The organism is Streptomyces sp. NPDC000348, assembly GCF_042898795.1.
Taxonomy (GTDB): domain Bacteria; phylum Actinomycetota; class Actinomycetes; order Streptomycetales; family Streptomycetaceae; genus Streptomyces.
Genome location: NZ_JBIAZD010000012.1, coordinates 11,833 through 29,177, shown reverse-complemented (window position 1 = coordinate 29,177; position 17,345 = coordinate 11,833). Strand labels below are relative to the sequence as shown.

At 73.0% G+C, this 17,345-nt stretch carries 12 protein-coding genes and 1 pseudogene; 3 read left to right on the top strand and 10 right to left on the bottom strand.

Annotation, left to right across the window (positions count from 1 at the left end; genetic code table 11):
* Nucleotides 1-3: 3 nt before the first annotated feature.
* From ACFY3N_RS23255 to ACFY3N_RS23230, 6 genes are all read right to left on the bottom strand, one after another.
* Entirely contained in the window at nt 4-1,548 is a 1,545-nt protein-coding gene (locus tag ACFY3N_RS23255) for a Wzz/FepE/Etk N-terminal domain-containing protein (protein WP_390818619.1), read from the bottom strand.
* Complete coding sequence (locus tag ACFY3N_RS23250) at nt 1,545-2,915, bottom strand: polysaccharide biosynthesis protein (RefSeq protein ID WP_390818618.1); 1,371 nt, start codon at nt 2,913-2,915, stop codon at nt 1,545-1,547. Before ACFY3N_RS23250 ends, ACFY3N_RS23255 begins: the two co-directional genes overlap by 4 nt.
* On the bottom strand, nt 2,912-4,189 hold the full coding sequence (locus ACFY3N_RS23245; protein WP_390818617.1) for a glycosyltransferase family 4 protein: 1,278 nt from the start codon (nt 4,187-4,189) through the stop codon (nt 2,912-2,914). The genes ACFY3N_RS23250 and ACFY3N_RS23245 overlap by 4 nt, the downstream gene beginning before the upstream one ends.
* A complete protein-coding gene (locus ACFY3N_RS23240; RefSeq protein WP_390818616.1) occupies nt 4,179-5,504 on the bottom strand; it encodes a nucleotide sugar dehydrogenase in 1,326 nt (441 codons plus the stop codon). The genes ACFY3N_RS23245 and ACFY3N_RS23240 overlap by 11 nt, the downstream gene beginning before the upstream one ends.
* Before the next feature lie 73 nt (nt 5,505-5,577).
* Entirely contained in the window at nt 5,578-7,056 is a 1,479-nt protein-coding gene (locus tag ACFY3N_RS23235; RefSeq protein WP_390818615.1) for a sugar transferase, read from the bottom strand.
* A gap of 473 nt (nt 7,057-7,529) precedes the next feature.
* A complete protein-coding gene (locus ACFY3N_RS23230) occupies nt 7,530-9,227 on the bottom strand; it encodes a subtype B tannase (RefSeq protein ID WP_390818614.1) in 1,698 nt (565 codons plus the stop codon).
* Nucleotides 9,228-9,664: 437 nt separating this feature from the next.
* On the opposite strand from ACFY3N_RS23230, the pseudogene ACFY3N_RS23225 reads away from it, so the two are divergent.
* Nucleotides 9,665-9,912: pseudogene (locus ACFY3N_RS23225) on the top strand (ATP-binding protein); the annotation flags it as partial.
* 39 nt (nt 9,913-9,951) lie between these two features.
* Here ACFY3N_RS23225 and ACFY3N_RS23220 read toward each other — a convergent pair.
* A complete protein-coding gene (locus tag ACFY3N_RS23220) occupies nt 9,952-11,715 on the bottom strand; it encodes a lysyl oxidase family protein (protein ID WP_390818613.1) in 1,764 nt (587 codons plus the stop codon).
* A 709-nt stretch (nt 11,716-12,424) separates the two neighbouring features.
* On the opposite strand from ACFY3N_RS23220, the gene ACFY3N_RS23215 reads away from it, so the two are divergent.
* Nucleotides 12,425-12,763 carry a DUF6183 family protein gene (locus ACFY3N_RS23215; protein ID WP_390818612.1) on the top strand — a complete coding sequence of 113 codons (339 nt, stop codon included), beginning with the start codon at nt 12,425-12,427 and terminating at the stop codon, nt 12,761-12,763.
* 3 nt (nt 12,764-12,766) lie between these two features.
* Here the strand turns inward: ACFY3N_RS23215 and ACFY3N_RS23210 are convergent, their stop codons facing one another.
* The gene (locus tag ACFY3N_RS23210) at nt 12,767-12,955 is read right to left on the bottom strand and encodes a DUF397 domain-containing protein (protein WP_390818611.1); all 189 of its coding nucleotides are present in this window, start codon (nt 12,953-12,955) and stop codon (nt 12,767-12,769) included.
* A complete protein-coding gene (locus ACFY3N_RS23205; RefSeq protein WP_390818610.1) occupies nt 12,952-13,806 on the bottom strand; it encodes a helix-turn-helix domain-containing protein in 855 nt (284 codons plus the stop codon). The genes ACFY3N_RS23210 and ACFY3N_RS23205 overlap by 4 nt, the downstream gene beginning before the upstream one ends.
* 341 nt (nt 13,807-14,147) lie before the next feature.
* On the opposite strand from ACFY3N_RS23205, the gene ACFY3N_RS23200 reads away from it, so the two are divergent.
* Nucleotides 14,148-15,551 (top strand): glycoside hydrolase family 43 protein, encoded by a 1,404-nt coding sequence (locus ACFY3N_RS23200; protein WP_390818609.1) that lies wholly within the window; start codon nt 14,148-14,150, stop codon nt 15,549-15,551.
* Nucleotides 15,552-15,571: 20 nt separating this feature from the next.
* On the opposite strand, the gene ACFY3N_RS23195 is transcribed toward ACFY3N_RS23200, so the two are convergent.
* The gene (locus ACFY3N_RS23195; protein ID WP_390818786.1) at nt 15,572-17,257 is read right to left on the bottom strand and encodes an ABC transporter ATP-binding protein; all 1,686 of its coding nucleotides are present in this window, start codon (nt 17,255-17,257) and stop codon (nt 15,572-15,574) included.
* Between the last annotated feature and the right edge of the window lie 88 nt (nt 17,258-17,345).

The following is a 17,345-nucleotide window of genomic DNA, read 5'->3' as shown; positions in this document are numbered from 1 at the left end:
GTCCTACCGCACCTCCTGGTCACTGTCCGGGACCCGTGCCGCCGACATCGGCAGCCGCTCCGTCCGCTGCCGGCCCGGCGGAACGGCGTGGGAGGCACCCCCGCCGTTCCGCCGGGCCGGCCACTCGCTCCGTCCGCGCGGCGCGGGGTACGGCCCGTCCCACAGCGTGCCGTCGGTCCGGTCGCGCGGATCGGGGTCGATCAGCACCACACCGATCACCGAGATCCGCTGGTCCGCGAGCTGCCGCGCCACGGTGTGCAGCCATGCGGCGCCGCCGTGCCCGGCCCGCACGACGAGCACGGTCCGGGTACCGAGGTACGGGAGGTCGGTCCACGTGGTGCCGGGCGCCACCGAGCCGACGCCGAGCCGGCGCTCCCGGGGCAGTGCGGCCGCGGCGTGCTCGCCGCGGACCACGGGCGGGTCTCCCGGCTTCGGGCGGCGGCCCGCGAGCTGCGGGCCGGGCAGGCCGTCGACGACGACCACCGGCTCCTGGGCCGCCAGTGCCCCGGCGAGGTCCAGGGCGATCACGCCCGTGCCGCGCGCACAGCCCAGTTCCAGCAGCGACACCGGTTCCGCGGAGCCGCGCACGGCGCGGGCCAGGGACGCGGTGAGCCGTGTCCGTGCCGCCCGGATCCTCCGGCGCCGCCACGGCACGGCCGACCGGCCGGGCAGCTCCGCGATGACCGAGGCGCCCAGGTTCGCCGCGATGTCCCGGCGCAGCACGGGGCGGTCCGCCACCACCGCGCCGACCGCGGCCAGCGCGAGCCCGAGCGCGAGCCCGAGGACCAGCCCGATCCCGGCGTCGGTGGCGGCGGTCCTGGGCAGGGAGTGGTGCACCGCGCGGGCGGCGTCCACGATCTGCGTGCCCGCGACGAGCCGGGGCGCGGCCAGCCGCGCCTCCTCGGCGCGCTGGTCGAAGTCGGTGATCCGCGAGGTGAGTTCGGCCCGGCGGGCGTAGAGCGACTCGAGGTTCGCCGACGCCGTCGGGTCACTCTGCGGCGGTCCCTCCCCGATCTCCTCGTTGACCCGCGCGAGTTCGTCCCGCATGGCGTCACGCCGGCCGAGCAGAGCCTTGGCCTCGGCGTTCGCGGCTTCCCGTATCCGCCTCACGTGGTCCGCGACGAACGCGTCGGCCAGCGCCTCGGCGCGGGCCACCGCCTCCGCGTCGCCGTCACCCGTCACACTGATCTGCAGCAGGTTGTTGGTCAGGCCGAGGCCCTGGTAGTCCCGCAGGAAGTCCTCCGGGCGTTCCGGGGAACCGAGGGACCGCAGGGCCTCGCCGGCGATCCGCGTGGTCCGCAGCAGTGCGGCGTCGGTACGGATCAGCGTTCCGGGGTCGTTCGGCTGGTCCGCCTCGTGCGCGACCAGCACCGTGGTCACCGCGGTCGGCGGCGGCGGCAGCAGGACCGCCACCGCCGTGCCGGCCAGCAGTCCCAGCAGCGCCATGGAACACCAGAGGCGGCGGCGCCTGCGCACCGCGGCCACCAGCGCCCGCAGGTCGAGGAGCGGAGCGACGGCCGGCGGCTCCGCGGTCGTGTCCGTCGTCATGCCGGGCCTCCCCCCGCGTCGTCACCGGCCGCGAACGCCGGCGCGGCGTGCCGGGCAGGAGGGGCGGCGGTCCGCGCCGGACGGGTCCGGACCGTGCCGGCGACGACGGCGCCGACGACCTCGTGCCCCGCGTCCGCGCACGCCCCGGTGACGCCGGAGAGCTCCCCCGCGGTCCAGCTGCCCGCGCTGAGCACGATCAGGACACCGGACTCGTCGTCGCGGTCCGGCACCACCGGCCGGGACACCGGGACCTCCACCACCCGCAGCAGCGGATCGCCCCCTGCCTCGGCGGCGAGCCGCCCGGCGGCCCGGAGGGCGACCTCGTCGCCCTCCGGGACGACGACCAGCAACCGCCGCCGGGAGAGCGGCAACCGGCTCCGCAGGCGGGCGCACACCCGTCGGTAGCGGATCCTCCGGCCGGCCTCGTCGCCGGACGCCCGCGGCTCCGGTACGTCCCACCGGACGTCGACGCCGAGGAGCCGGCGGATCCGGGCCCACGGGGCACGGCCTCCCGGCGGGCCCGCGGACCGTTCGGCGGATACGTCGACGGTGCCCAGCAGCGCCGAGCCCAGCGCCGCGGCGATCTCCGGTTCGGTGCGCAGCCGGCGGCTCATCCGTGCGGCGGCGAGCTGGCCGACGACCGCGACCAGGAAGAACAGCAGCGCCCCGCCGCCGACGAGCTGCGCCCTCGTCGGCGGGGCCTCCCCGGCCGGCCGGGCCGCCGGGCCCATGACGACCATGTTGGCCCTGTTGAGCGCCGGGTCGACCCGGTCCAGTTTCTCCATGGCCTCCTGCAGCGCGGTGCGCAGCTTCTCGAGCTCGGTGCGCCCCTGCACGCTCTCCACGCTCCGCCCCGGATCGGCCGCCTCGGCCAGGTCGGTGATCCGGCGGCTGGTCTGCACCACCAGCCTCCGCAGTGCCTCGGGCCGCGTCGCCGCGTCGGGGTCGGTGGTGTCGCCCGCGAGCCGCGCGGCGAACCCGACGTACTCCTCGGCCACCCGGTCGGAGAGGCGCTGCGCACGCTCCGGGGTGTCGGCCGTACCGGAGATCTCGATGATGTTCCCGTCGGCGGCCCCGGCACTCACCCGGTCCCGCAGCTCGGCGCCGCTCACCCCGGCCCAGCCGAGGGCGGCGGCCGCGCGGTCGACCACGGCCGAACTGGACGCGATCCTCGCCTGGGTGAGCAGCTCGCGCTCCTCCCACTGCCCCGACAGCAGGACCGACGCCGACGTCGTGTAGCGCGGCGGGAACAGCACGGAGGCGCCGTAGCCGACGAGCGCGCCCACCACGGCGAGGACGGTGAGAAGCCGCCGGCGCCGACGGATCATCCGCCCGATCGTGACCAGGCGTATCGTGTCATCGCTCAACGGCGCGGCCTTCTCCCTGCCCGGTACGGGGCGCCCGCCGACACCGGAGCGCGGCCGCGGCAGGCGGCGGCGTAGGCGGCGAGCAGCGACGCCTGCGAGTTCCGCCAGGAGAGCGGCCCGCTGATCCGCTCCCGGCCGATCCCGCCCATCCGCGCCCGCTTCTCCGGATCGTCCAGCAGCAGCGCGACGAGCTTCGCGAACTCGGCCTCGTCGTCGGCGGACGCGTAGAGGGCGGCGTCCCCGGCGGAGACCCGCGCCTCCTTCAGGTCGAACGAGACGACCGGCCGGCCCATCACCATGTACTCCAGGACCTTGTTCATGGTCGACACGTCGTTGAGCGGGTTGCGCGGGTCGGGGGAGAGGCACACGTCCGCGGTGGACAGGTAGCGCACCAGGTCGGCGTCCGGAACGCGTCCGGTGAACTCCACCTGCTCCGAGAGGCCGAGCCGCCGCGACAGCTCCACCATCGCGTCGAAGGTGTCGCCGCCGCCGACGAACACCGCGTGCCAGTCGGTCCGCCCGAGCTCGTCGCGCAGCTTCGCCAGGGCCCGCAGGGCGTAGTCGACGCCGTCCTGCGGTCCCATGACACCGAGGTAGCACAGCAGATGGGGCTTGCCGCGCTTCAGCTCCGGCTCGGGCGGTACGGGGCGGAACCGGTCGGTGTCGGGCGCGCTGCGCACCACGAAGACGTCCTCCGGCCGCCGTCCGCCGCGGCGCACCGCGACGTCCCGGTAGCTCTCGTTCGTGGCGAGCACCACGTCCGCGGCCCGGTAGGTCATCCGTTCCAGCGCGCACACGGCGCGGTGGAGCAGGTCCTCGCCGCGGCCGAACCGGGAGAGGTACAGCTCGGGCACCAGGTCGTGCTGGTCGAAGACGAACCGCGCGCCGCGCCGCTTCAGCCACAGGGCGGGCAGGAACAGCAGGTCGGGCGGGTTGCAGGCGTGGACCACGTCGACCGGGCCGACCTTCCGGGCCAGCCGGAACGTGTGCCACAGCGCCGACCCGTACTCCCGCAGGTAGCCGGCCGGCCCCCCGGTGGCCGCGCGCAACGGGTAGCGGTGGATCCGCACCCCGTCGATCTCCGCCTCCGCCTCCGTGTCCCGCTTGCTCCCCCGGGGACAGACGACGTGCACCTCCCAGCCCGCGTCGCGCAGCGTCGTGCACTCCTGCCACACCCGCCGGTCGAAGGGCACCGACAGGTTCTCCACCAGGACCAGCGCGCGCCGGCCCGGCCGGCCGTCGGCCGTGTCGCCGGACGATGTGTCACCAAGCAAGGCCCACGTACCCCGGTTCGGCCCGGCGCGCCTCGGCGTCGGGAAGGCGGACGAGATCGACGATCACCGGGCCGTCGCCGTGGGGCAGCGCCGCCAGCACGTCCGGGTCCCGGGTTCCGACCAGGCACACCTCGGCGTGCTCGAGCACCTCGTCGACGGAGTCCGCGAGCAGGTGCGCGAGGTGCGGCAGCCGGGTCTCGATGTACTCGCGGTTCGCGCCGAGCAGCCGGGACAGGCTCACGTTGGCGTCGTGGATCCGCAGGTCGTACCCCTTGCCGAAGAGCCGCTCCGCCAGCTCGACGAGCGGGCTCTCGCGGAGGTCGTCGGTACCGGGTTTGAAGGACAGCCCGAACAGCCCGACCCGGCGCTTGCCGGTGCGCTCGACCAGCTCCACCGCGCGCTGCAGATGGTCGGAGTTGGAGGGCAGCACATGGGCGAGGATGGGCACCGAGACGTCGGCCCGCTGCGCCGCGTGGACCAGGCTGCGCAGGTCCTTGGGCAGGCAGGAACCGCCGAAGGCGAAGCCGGGCCGCAGGTAGGCGGGGCTGATGTTCAGCTTGCGGTCGGCCAGGAACACGTCCATCACCTGGTGCGAGTCCACCCCGAGCGCCCGGCACACCGCGCCCAGCTCGTTCGCGAAGCCGATCTTGAGGCCGTGGAACGCGTTGTCCGCGTACTTGATCGCCTCGGCCGTCGGGACCGGCACCCGGAACACCTCGCCGGGCAGTCCGTCGTACAGCGCCGCCACCGTGTCGCCGCTCGCCGGGTCGAGTTCGCCGATGACGGTCTTGGGCGGGTCGAAGAAGTCCCGCACGCTCGTGCCCTCGCGCAGGAACTCCGGGTTGACCGCGACCCCGACGTCCACCCCGGCCGTGCCGCCGACGTACTTCTCCAGGATCGGCACCAGCAGGTTCAGGCAGGTGCCCGGGAGCATGGTGCTGCGGAACACCACGGTGTGCCGCCCGCCGCGCCCGGCGCGGTCCGCCAGCACGGCGCCGATCTGCTCGGTGACCCGCTCCAGGTACGTGGTGCACAGGCTGCCGTTGGGCTCCGACGGGGTGCCCACGCAGACCAGCGACACCTCGCTGCCCAGGATCGCCTCGCGGACGTCGCCGGTGGCGCGTAACGCCCCGGTCCGCACGACCTCGGCGACGAGCTCGCCGATCCGTTCCTCGACCACCGGGGCCCTGCCGTCGTTGACCAGGTCGACCTTCACCCGGCTGACGTCCACCCCGATGACCTCGTGGCCCATGTCGGCCAGGCACGCGGCCGACACGCAGCCCACGTAGCCGAGCCCGAAAACGCTGACTCTCATGACCCGTTCCTCCCCCCAGGCAGGCCCTCGCGGCCCGCGGTTCGTGCGCCGGCCGGACGACGGTCCGCGCGCATCAGTAGGCCCCCTGCCCGTAGAGCACCGCACGCAGCGTCTTCCACAGGATCACCGTGTCGAGGGCGAGCGACCAGTCCTCCACGTACCGCAGGTCCAGCCGGACCGCCTCCTCCCATGACAGGTCACTGCGTCCGCTGATCTGCCACAGACCGGTGAGTCCGGGCTTGACCAGCAGCCGCCGCCGGATGTCCGGGCCGTACGCGGCGCACTCCTCCGGCAACGGGGGCCGCGGGCCGACGAGCGACATCGATCCGGTGAGCACGTTGAAGAGCTGCGGGAGTTCGTCGACCGAGTACCGGCGCAGCACCGCTCCCACCCGGGTCACCCGCGGATCCCGGCGGAGCTTGAACAGCGGGCCTGCGCCCTCGTTGCGGCCGGCCAGCCCGGCACGTGCCCGGTCGGCCCCGGCGACCATGGTGCGGAACTTGAGCATGGTGAACTCGCGGCCGTCCTTGCCGACCCTGCGCTGGCGGTAGAACGCCCCGCCCCGGCTGGTGGCCGGCACGAGCAGCCCGACGCACAGCATCAATGGCGCGAACAGGACCAGCAGGAGCGCCGCGCCCATCCGGTCGACGACCCCTTTGACCACCCGGCGGCCCCCGGTGAAGGCCGGCATGCTGACCCGCAGCAGCGGGATCCCGAGCACCGCGTCGATGTGCAGCCGGGGGCCGGCCACCTCCATCAGCACGGGGGCCACGACCATGTCGGCGTCGCTGCCCTCGAGGTTCCAGGCCAGCCGCTGCAGCCGGTCCGGTGACCAGTGCGGGTCCGGTGTGACCGCGACGACGCGGTAGCCGTCGCGGTGCACGTGGTCGGCGACGTCCGCCAGCGGTCCGACGACCGGCACTCCGTCCAGCCGGTCGCCGTCGAGCCCGGGACCGTCCGTCGTGCACACCGCGGCCACCTGCCAGCCGAGGTGCGGGAACTTGCGGGTCCGGGTGATCAGATCGCGCACGGTGGCCGGGCTCCCGGCGGCGAGCACCGGTCTCAGGCACCGTCCTTCCTTCCGCTGCTTGTGCAGCCAGAGGCGCAGCAGATACCGCTCGGTCATGATGACGACCGCGATCGCGGGAATCGCGACGAAGATCCAGAGCTTGATGTTGCGCGAGGTGAGGGCGATCCCGCCGAGCGCCAGGACGACGGTCGCCATGAACAGTGAGCGGCCGAGCCGGCGGAATTCCTCGGCGCCCTGACCGAGCACGGCCGGAGCCCACGACCTGCTCACCGCGAGCGCCCCCAGCACCAGCAGCCAGGTGCCGAAGGCGAGGATCCCCCACTTCTCGTGCCAGTTGGCCGCGTCCCGGGCCCCGAAGAAGTTGCCGATCGCCGCCACCACGACGGCGGTGGTCACCGTGTCGCCGGTGATCACGGTACGGCGGTACCGCTGCTCCCAGTCACTCGCGGGCCGGCTGATCGCCCCGTTCGCCAGACGCCCGCGCGTCGACGGAAACGGGCTGGCTAATCCCCCTTGCCGCACAGAACCCCCCAGGTCCCCAGTGGTTCGACGTGTTCCCCTGACACCGTTTCTCCACCCGGGAGGCCCCCGCCCCCCGCGCCGCACCGTTCCTCACCGCAGGAGGCCCCCGCCCCCCGCGCACGCCGTCCCGGCTGTTTCAGAACTGGTCGAACAACCCACCCCGGAGACCTCGGGTGCTCCCCGCACCAGGGGTCATCAATGGTCACCTCGTGCCCGAACGGCTGAAGCAAGGTCAATCTAGACCATCGGGCCCGGTATGAAGAGAGGTTGTGTGGAATTTGTGTTCAGCTTCGGGACGGGATCCGGCCTCCCGGTGACCGCCTGTGGGAACCCCCCCCGGGGGGGCCACGGCGTCAGCGCCGCGGGGCCGCACGGATGTCCGTGCGGCCCCGCGGCGAGAGGCTCCTCCAGGCCCTGGCCGGCGCGGCAGCGGGGGACGCCCGGGGCGACGCCCGCCCGCTGCCCGTCCCCGGCTACCGGGAACGGCGGCCGGCCGGCGGGTCGCCGGCCGTGCGGACGGCCTCGGCGATCCAGGCCATGGCCTCGGGCACGTCGTAGTTGCCGGCGTGCGGCTGGTTCCAGGCGAGCCGGTAGTCGAGGTTCTCGACCTGCCGGTCGGCGGCGAGCGCCCGGTCGAGGTTGACCGAGACGGTGAACGAGGTGTCCCGGTCGCGGGTGCCGTGGCGCACGTACCAGTTCGGCGCGGTGTCGGCGCCGGTGCCGACGAAGTCCATCGGGTTGATGAGGTGGACCTGGTCGTCGACGGTGGTGCTCCTCCTGCTCGTGTACTGCTTCCAGGTCAGCCCGGTGTCGTCGAGGCCGCTGCCGTCGCCGGCGACGTCGTTGTGGTTCCAGCCGTACTCGGTGTAGTTCATGTACGTCTGCGTCGGCGGCCCGAAGAGGTTGGTCTCGGTGCGACCGGTGGTGTTCCCGCCGACGCCCACCGCGTCGAAGGCGGGGGTCGTCTTGAGCGTGGCCTGGGTGGCGACGAAGGCGAGGTACTTCGCCATGTCGACGGAGCGCACCGTGCTGGTGGCGTCGTCGACGTCGATCCAGTCGTTGACGTACGACTTGGTGCTGCCCCCCGCCGTGATCTCGAAGGTGCCGCCCAGTGGCGGGATGGTGTGGGCCGGGTCCGCCTCCAGGTAGGTCTCCGCGGAGCGGACGACCTCCTGCTCGATGGCGTCGAGCAGGGTCGAGGCGGTGAGCCGGGAGCCGTCGGGGTTGCGCAGCCCGAGGCTCTTCTCGTACGCCGGGAAACCGTCCGCGATCTCCGCGGCCGCCTCGGGTGAGGGGTTCGAGCCGGCGGCGTCACGGGTGGCGAGGACATCGTACAGCCACTCGTAGGCCGCGTCGGCGTTGCCGAGGTCGGTGATCGGGCAGTAGGCGTTGACGGCGAAGACGTCGTCGCGCAGGGTGCTCCGGCCCTTGGCGTCGATGCCGGCGGCACCGATCGCGGTGAGGTACGCGTCGTACTCGGCGCTGTTGCCGGAGGCGCCCAGGATCGACGCCAGCGCGCCGCCGCCGCTGGTGCCGTTGACGACGATCCGCTCCGCGCTGCCGGGCATGGCGGCGTCGTTGAGGCGCAGGTAGCGCACGGCGGCCTTGGCGTCGACCACCGCCGCGGGGGCCTTGCCGGGGGACGAGCCGTCGGCGCCGACCAGTCCGCGGCTGCGGTTGGCGACGTCGACGAAGACGTATCCGGCCTTCAGGGCGGCGCCGACGTTGCTCGCCGAACTGTCGTAGGAGGCGCCGGCGGTCACGCTCGCCCGGAGGTGACTGGCCATCCAGCCACTGTTGTTCACCGCGAAGTAGACCGGCGCCCGCTGGTCGCCGAAGGCGCTCTCGGGGACGAACACGTTCATGCTCTGGTAGCCGCAGGCGGTGTCGGTGATCGTGGTGGTGCCCCCGCCGGGCCCGCCGGGCTGCCGCGCCGCCGCGGCGACCGGGTCCGCGACGTAGCAGATCCCCTTGTACCAGCGCACGTCCACCGGCCGGCCGTCGACGGTGACGCTGATCGTCGTGTAGGCCGCGGAGTCGAAGTCCAGCGCGGCGTCCTGGGGGTCCGCGGCACGGACGCGGCTGTGCGAGGGAGCCGTCCCGGAAGCGGCCGCCGCGACGGAGACCGGCACCGCGACGGCCGTGAGGACGAGGGAACCCGCGAGCGCCATGCCTCTCATGAGGCGGTCGCGGGCCGCGGGCCGCCCCTTCCGCGGGCCCGTCGGGCGGGTGAGTGCGTCGCGTCCGGCGGACGCGGAAAGCCGCTGCATGGGGTCTCCCCTCAGTGAGCACCAGGTGCTTCGCCGACGCCTCGGGGTCAAGGCGTGACGCACGCTACAAGATTGTTAACAATATTCCCAGCAATCTCGCAGACATTTTCCGTCGAGGTCCAGCTCGCGTGTCAGCCGCCGGGAAGCGTGGGCCCGGCGGTGCGCCTGGACCCCGCCCCGTCCCGGACCGGGTCCCGCCGGGGCTTCGCTCCGGGACGGGGCGGGGTGTCGCGGCCCCTGCCGGTCATGGGGAAAGTCGAGCTGGACGAATTTCGTCTAAGTGGACTTAGACATGTCGTGGTCGATCCAGGTTGGCGGGAATTTTCGGTGGATGAGACGGCCCCCACTTCGAGGACCTCGCCCGCACCTTCACCCGCCGGTACGCCCACACCCTGCTTCCCGGCGGCCTGCCCGGTCCGGTCGGCACCACCGAAGTGGCGGACCCCGCGGCCCGCACCAAACACGAGGTGGACGTCATCGCCCTGGCCCTGGGCGAGCGCCCGCAGGCCCCCGCGCCCGGATCGCCCTCCTTGGCGAGGCCAGGGCCACCGCAGCCCGCCGCGGCACCGGCGGGCCGGGGCGGCTCCGGTTCGTCTCCGGAGCAGCCCCGGCCGTTACGGGCGGGTCAGTTGGCGTCCACCAGGTGGTGCGGGGGGACCGTCACCGTACGGGCGCCCTTCTCGCCGCCCAGGACGACCTCCCGCAGCGCGCTGTTGTTGCTGTGGTCGGTCTCCTGGAGCCGGTTCTCCGGGTTGGCGAGGACCTGGATGTAGTACGTGCCGTTCGGCAGGTCCGTGATGTCGAAGGACTGGCCGGGCAGGTCCTGGGTGTAGGTGTCACCGGAGCCGACGTCGAGCACCTCGCGGACGGAGATGGAGTTCTCCTGACCGCACGCGGTGGACAGGTCCGTGTTGTCCGGGTGCCAGTCGGCGTTCTTCACCGTGTAGTCGACGGCGTCGGTGTTGGCCAGGCAGAACGCCTCCTTGCCGCTGCGCACCGTTTCCTTCTGGTCGGCCGTCAGCAGCCGGTAACTGGCGAAGTCCAGGAAGTGCCAGTGCTCGTGGCCGGGACGCGGGTCCCATTCCATGCCGCCGGTCGGGGTGTATCCGACCTGCTTGCCGTCGGCGTCGTAGAAGTACTGGTAGGCGTCCATCACTTCCTTGCCCGGGGAGCGGAAGCCGTCCACGACGAGCTTGGCGGGGCCCGCGTTCCACACGTTGGCGCTGAAGGCGAGGTAGTCCTTGCCGGGCACCTCCTCGTAGCCGTCGCTGACGGTGATGCCGAACGCGGGCAGCGAGCGCAGGTCGGGCTTCGGCACGTCGGGAACGGACGCCTTGCCGGCGGGCCGCTTCGCGTTGGGCCGGGCGCCCGGTGCCTGCCGCGAACCGTCGGTCTGTCCGGGACCGTCACCGACCTCGGCGGTGGCGAGGGCCTGCCGCCCCAGGGACTTCCTCTTCAGCGCCCACGGCAGGGCGGGCGGAGCCGACGGGTAGGGTCCGTGGCCGGCGTTGTACGAGGGCCCGGCGCCGCTCGTCACGGCGCCGGGGGCCGGGGTGCCCGCGGCGGCCCCGTGCTGCGCGTGGGCGCTGTGCTGCGCGTGTGCGTCGTGCTGCGCGTGGGCGCTGTGCCCGGAGGCGGTGGTCCTCGCCGGGGTGCGGGCGCCGGCCCTCTCCTCGTCCTCCCAGCTGCGCTCGCGGACGACCACCTTGACGGTCTGCGGCTTGTCGGCGATGCCGAAGAGATCACGATACTTCTTGGCCACGTTGATCTCGGCGGTGTAGGTGCCGGCGTCCAGCTGGACCGCCTCGGTGTAGTGCCCCGAGTAGGTGTTGGACGCCCAGCCGTTCTCGACGCCCCATACCGAACCGAGGGTGAAGGGGTTCGTCGGACAGCTCTCCGGATACTTCGAGTTGGCGGGGGCGTCCGGCCGGACCCGCCCCGAGGCGTTGTTGGGGCAGAACGTCTCGGTCTTCTCCAGCACCGTCGAGCCGGCCGCGTCGGTGAGGGTGATCTGCGTGAAGTCCGGCAGTCCGGCGAAGTCGTTCACGATCCCGGCGGGGAGCGTCCTGGTCCGGGTCTTCTTCCCGTTCCGGAGGATCTGCTGGGCGACGACCGGGTCCTTGTAGGACTTCCGGGTCACCTTGAGCTCGAAGGCGCCGTTCTCGGAGGTGAGGTACGTCCCGAGGTCGAGATAGACCCCGGGATCCTCCCTCCACGAGTCGAGCGTCACGGAGGTGGAGGCGGCGATCAGGCTGAGCTTCGGCGTCGGTTCCTCGGACTTCGCGTCGGGCGCGGCGGCGACGACGCCCGCGGCCGCGGCGATGGCCGCGGCGACGGCGATGGAGGGGTGGGCCAGGCGGTTGGGGCGGCCCTTGTGGAGTCTGGTCATCAGTCCTCGTGCTTCCGGCTTTCGAGTGCGTCATGGAACGTGGACGAGCAGCACGACCCCAACTGACGTGCGGGGCCGCGTTGTTCGGATCATGAGAGGCCGCCGGGCACCCTCCGGGTTGTCTCTGCCCACCCGGATCGCCTCCAGTTTGTCCGAAAAGCGCTTACCGGTCGGCGGACTTGGCCGGGACGGCAGGGCGAGGCCCTGGAGTGCTGCCGCGTGGCCACCGCGTCGCTCGCCGAAGAACTGGGCGCCGCGCCCCTGCCCTTCACCGCGGGCTCGGGCACGAGACGGTCACCCGGGCCGTCGGCCAGGGGCGGACACCGCAGCCGGGGCGCCGGTTCGGGCATCGCGCCCCGGAACGCGGACACCGCGTACTCACGCCGCTCGCCGACGGCGCGGCCCTCCTCGCCACCGCCGTCGCCCCGAACCCGTCCCGGCCCCGCGGTCTCCTCGATGCCGCGCCCGCCCGCGTCTCCGGCGCGGTGACGCCTCCGTGAGAGCGGGACGCGGTCGGCGGCCGCCCCTACCGGACAGTAAGTGCGTAAACATCTCAAGCGAGTTGTGAAGATTGGATGGATGGGGACACTCCGGTCGCGGGAGGTGACGGTTCCGATTCGGAACGGCCGGGCGGCGTAGGGAACGAAGATCCGGAACGCTTCCGTCCCTAGGATCTCCGTGTGCTGGTCCAGCACTTGAGGCAACTGGCGTGACTCTTCCACCACGCATCACGTGTGAACGCATCTCGCGTGTCCCCGCGGACCACCGGTGGCTGCGCTTCATGGCCTTCACGGACTGGTTCCACCACGACACGGCGGACGTGGCCTTCGCCGTCCTCGATCCCACCCGGACGCGGGTCACGGTGCCGGCGGCGACCGATACCGACACCGACCGGGACGTCCTCGGGCAGTCACGGGCAGGACGGTGGCTCTCAGTCATCGCCCGGGGAGGTGGCACGGCACGGGCGGGCCGGAAGGGGGAACGTCCCGGGCCCTCCGAGGGTTGCACCGCCCCGTGCCGGACGGATCCGGCACGGGGCGGTGGGTGAAGGTCAGCCCCGGGCGGCGTAGGTGACGAAGTCGTTCCACGCGGTGGGGGAGAGGGCGAGTTCGGGGCTGTGCCGGTCCTTGGAGTCCCGGACGTGGACCGCCCGCGTGCCCCGCGCCACCTCGACGCAGGCGTCGCCGTCGGAACCGCTGTAGCTGCTCTTGAACCAGGCCCGTTCGTCGGTGCTGCTCATAGCGCTCCTCGCAGTCGCTTCAGCAGGCTCCTGGAGTCGTCCGAGGCGAGAGCCTGCGAGCGCAGTCTCGCATACCGCTGGAGCAAGATGCTGACCTCCTTCGGGTCCGGGACCAGCATCCCGCCGCGCTGTCCCTCCGCGTAGCCGAACCACTTGTTGTCCGGCGACTCCAGGAGCATCAACGGCCCGTCGAAACCGGCGTGGTCCGGCTGGTGGGTCGGCATGATCTGCAGCTCGACGTTGAACTGCGACGACCGCTCCAGGAGGCTGTCGAGCAACTCCCGCGTCACGTCCGGGCCTCCGGTGCCACGCTCGAGCAGTGCCTGCTCGATGATGAAGCTGAACGTGATCGGCGGTCTGCGGTCGAACAGTCGATGGCGTTCCAGCCGGGCCGTGACCTGCTCGGTCACCTGTTCCTCGTCCTTCACCGGCGGGACGCTCTCCGTCACCGCCCGCGCGTAGCGTTCCGTCTGCAGCAGACCGGGTACCACCCGGCACTCGTACGTCCACAGGGTCACCGCCTGCGTCTCCAGCCGCGCCCACTGCCGGAACCAGCTCGCCAGCCCGGCCTGCCGCGACAGATGCGGCGCGGCCCTGCGCAGCGCGCCGGTGTTGCCGGTCGCCTCCTCCGCACGCTCCACGAAGCCCCGGTCCGGCATCCGGCGTCCCAGCTCCACCGAGGCCACCGTGTGCTTCGAGAAGCAGACCAGGGCGGCGAACTCCTCCCGGCTGAGGCCCGCGTGTTCCCGCAGGGCCTGGACGAACGCGCCGAAGGTGCGCAGGCTGTCCGAGGTCCCGGGCTCACCGCAACTCCCCGCCCCCGCCCCGCCGTCCGTGTTCTCATGGGCCACCGTCGGCCACCTCCCGCGCATGTGCCACGTTCCCGCCACTTCTGACTGGCCGTCATCGTCACACCGAGTGACACGTACCGTCCACCGAACGTGCTCGTACGCTGACTCCGCGTACGCGGATTCCCGGCGGCGGGTCATCGGGAATCGCTGCCGAGCCGGGCACGCGGCGCCGGTGCCGCGCCGTTCGCCGTTCCTGCGGAAAGCATTGACGCGCCGTCGGTCGAGCCCTACTTTCTGACCGGCCCCCCGAACCTCGTTCGTCATGTCGAACGAAAGAGGGCTGTTCCGCCTGCCACGTCCGCTCCGTTCGCGCACCCGCCCCACACTCACCTGGAGAGCCGATGAGCGTACGCCCCCGCAGCCAGGCCATGCCGTCCCGCAGACTGTTCCTCGGTGCCGCCACGGCCACGACGGCGGCCCTGGCCGCCGACCTGTCCCTGGGCGCCCGGTCCGCCCACGCCGCCGACTCCGCCTACGTCATGGGGTACTTCACGGAGTCGCCGAACGGTCTCGGCACCGACTACGGCCTGCACCTGGCCGTCAGCACGGACTCCCTCAGCTGGACGCCGCTGAACCAGAACAACCCCGTCGTCACCCCCACCGCCGGCGCCGGCGGCCTGCGCGACCCGTTCATCATGCGCAAGCGCGAGGGCGGCTTCATCGTGCTGGCCACGGACCTCAAGGGCACCGACTGGGGGTACAACAGCCAGACCATCCACGTGTGGGACTCCGCCGACCTGCGCACCTTCACCAACTACCGCCGCCCCCACCTGCACGACATGGTCACCCACAGCTGGGCCCCGGAAGCCTTCTGGGACGCGGGCCGCGGCCAGTACGCCATCCTCTACTCGGCCGTGAACTCCACCGGCCACAACGTCCTGATGGTGAACTACACCAGCGACTTCACGACCGTCTCCGCCCCCCAGGTCTTCTTCGACCCCGGCTACGACGTCATCGACGGCGACATGGCGGTGGGCGTGAACGGCGTCAACTACCTGTACTTCAAGAGCAGCAGCACCGGCGGCCTGGTCGGCGCCCGCTCCACCTCACTGAACCCGGGCAGCTTCACACCGTTCAGCACGTCGGTCGCCCACGGGGGGACGGAGGCGCCCACCCTCGTGAAGTCCCTGACCTCGAACACCTGGTACCTATGGGGCGACACCTACACCCCCAACGGCGTCTTCTACGCCTGGCGGACCACCGACCTCGCGGCCGGCACCTGGACCCCGGTGGACCAGAAGCTGTACACCCACCCGGTCAACGCCAAGCACTGCACCATCGCCCCGATCACCGCCACCGAGCACACCAACCTGCTGGCCCGCTGGGGCGCCCCCGCCTGGAACCGGCTGAAGTCGTACAACTACCCGGCCCGTTACGTCCGTCACGCCGACTACCTGGCACGGATCGACACCTACCCCTTCGACCCGTACACCGACGCGCAGTGGAAGCTGGTCCCCGGGCTGGCCGACTCCTCCGGCGTCTCCTTCCAGTCGGTCAGCCACCCCACCCGCTACCTGCGCCACTACGACTACGTGCTCCGCCTCGACGCGAACGACGGCACCGGCACCTTCGCCCAGGACGCCACCTTCCACCGGGTCGCCGGCCTGGCCGACGCCTCCTGGTCCTCCTTCCGCTCCCACAACAACCCCACCCGGTACATCCGCCACTCCGGCTACGCCCTGCGCGTCGACCCGGTCGGCACGGCCACGGACCGCGCCGACGCCACGTTCTCGGTGGGCCACTGACCCCACGCGCGGCACACGGGTCACGCACCGGTCGTCGCACGGACGAGGGACGCGGTGAACGGGTGGGCCGGGCTGGTCAGGACCACTTCGGTCGGCCCCTGTTCGACGAGTTCGCCCGCGTCCAGGACGGCGACGCGGTGGGCCAGGGCGGCCGTGTCCAGGTCGTGGGTGATCAGGACCAGGGACAGGTCGCCGTGGCCTCGGACCAGTGCGGTGAGCGCGTCGAGGATGCCCCGGCGGGTGAGCGTGTCGAGGCCGGAGGTGATCTCGTCGCAGACCAGGACGCGGGGGCGGGCGAGCAGGGCGCGGGCCAGGGCGGCGCGCTGGAGTTCGCCGCCGGAGAGCCGGCCGGGGCGGCGGTGGGCCAGGTCCTCCGGGATCCCGAGGCCGGCCAGGGTGGCCAGCGCCTCCCGGGCCGCCGTCTCCGGGTCGGTGCCGCGCAGGCGGACCGCGGTGCGGGCGACCTGCCGCACGACGGGGCGGTGTTCGTCGAAGGCGGCGTGCGCGTCCTGGAAGACGTACTGCACGGCCGCGAGCTGTGCGCGGCCGCGGTCGCGCAGGCTTCGCGGCAGCGGCGTGCCGTCCAGCAGGATCTCGCCGTCGTGGTCCCGGTGGAGGCCGGCGAGGCAGCGGGCCAGGGTGGTCTTGCCGCTGCCGGACCGGCCGACGACGGCGAGCGACCGGCCCGGGTACAGGTCGAGTTCGGGGGCGCGCAGGACGACGGCCGTGCCGCGGGCGCCGTCGCGGTGGCGGGCGGTCAGACCGCGCACCCGCAGGACGGGCGGCCCGGTGTCGCCGGCCGGGGAGCCGGGCAGCGGTGACTCCGTCCGGTCGCCGAGCGGTTCGCGTACCCGTGGTGCCGACGGCCCGGTGTCGCCGGCCGGGTCCTCCGGGCCCGTCGACTCCCCACGTCCGCCCAGCAGTTCGCGGGTCCACTCGTGCCGGGGCGAGAGCAGGACCTGCCGGGCCGGGCCCGACTCGACGACCCGGCCCGCCCGCAGGACCACCACCTCGTCGGCGAGCGCGCGCACCACGTCCAGGTCGTGGCTGAGCAGCACCACCGCGATGCCGCGGGCGGCGACCGCCGTGAGCTGCTCGACGATGCGGCTCTTGGTCAGGGCGTCCTGGCCCGTGGTGGGCTCGTCGGCGACGACGACGCGCGCGCCGAGCAGCAGTGCCTGGGCGAGGACGACGCGTTGCTGCTGGCCGCCGGAGAGCTGGTGCGGGTAGCGGCGCACCAGGGTTTCGCCGTCCGGGAGCTGGGCCTCCGCCAGGGCGTGCAGGACGCGGTCGCGGGCCGCCGCCCGGCGTTGCCGCACCGGCAGCCGGCGCACCTGGGCGCGGGCGATGTCGGTCAGCAGCGCGGAGACCCGGCGGGCGGGGTTGAGGGCCGCCGCCGGATGCTGGGGGACGTAGCCGACGAGGCCGTCGGCGGCCACCCGCACGTCGCCGGTGACCTGGGCGCCCGCCGGGTACTCGCCGAGCAGGGCGAGGCCGGTGGTGGTCTTGCCGCTGCCGGACGCGCCGATCAGTGCCGTGACCCTGCCGGGCAGGACCCGCAGGCTCACTCCGTCGACGATCGCCCGCCCGTCGACGACGACGCGCAGGCCGCGGACCTCGGCGACGGGATCCCCGCCGGTGCCCGCGTCGGCGTGCGCACCGGCATCCCCACCGGTGTCCCCGCTGGTGTCCCCGTCGGTGTCCATGTCGGCGTGCGCGCCGGCATCCCCACCGGTGTCCCCGCCGGTGTCCGCGTCGGTGTCCGCGTCGGCGTGCGCACCGACATGCCTGCCG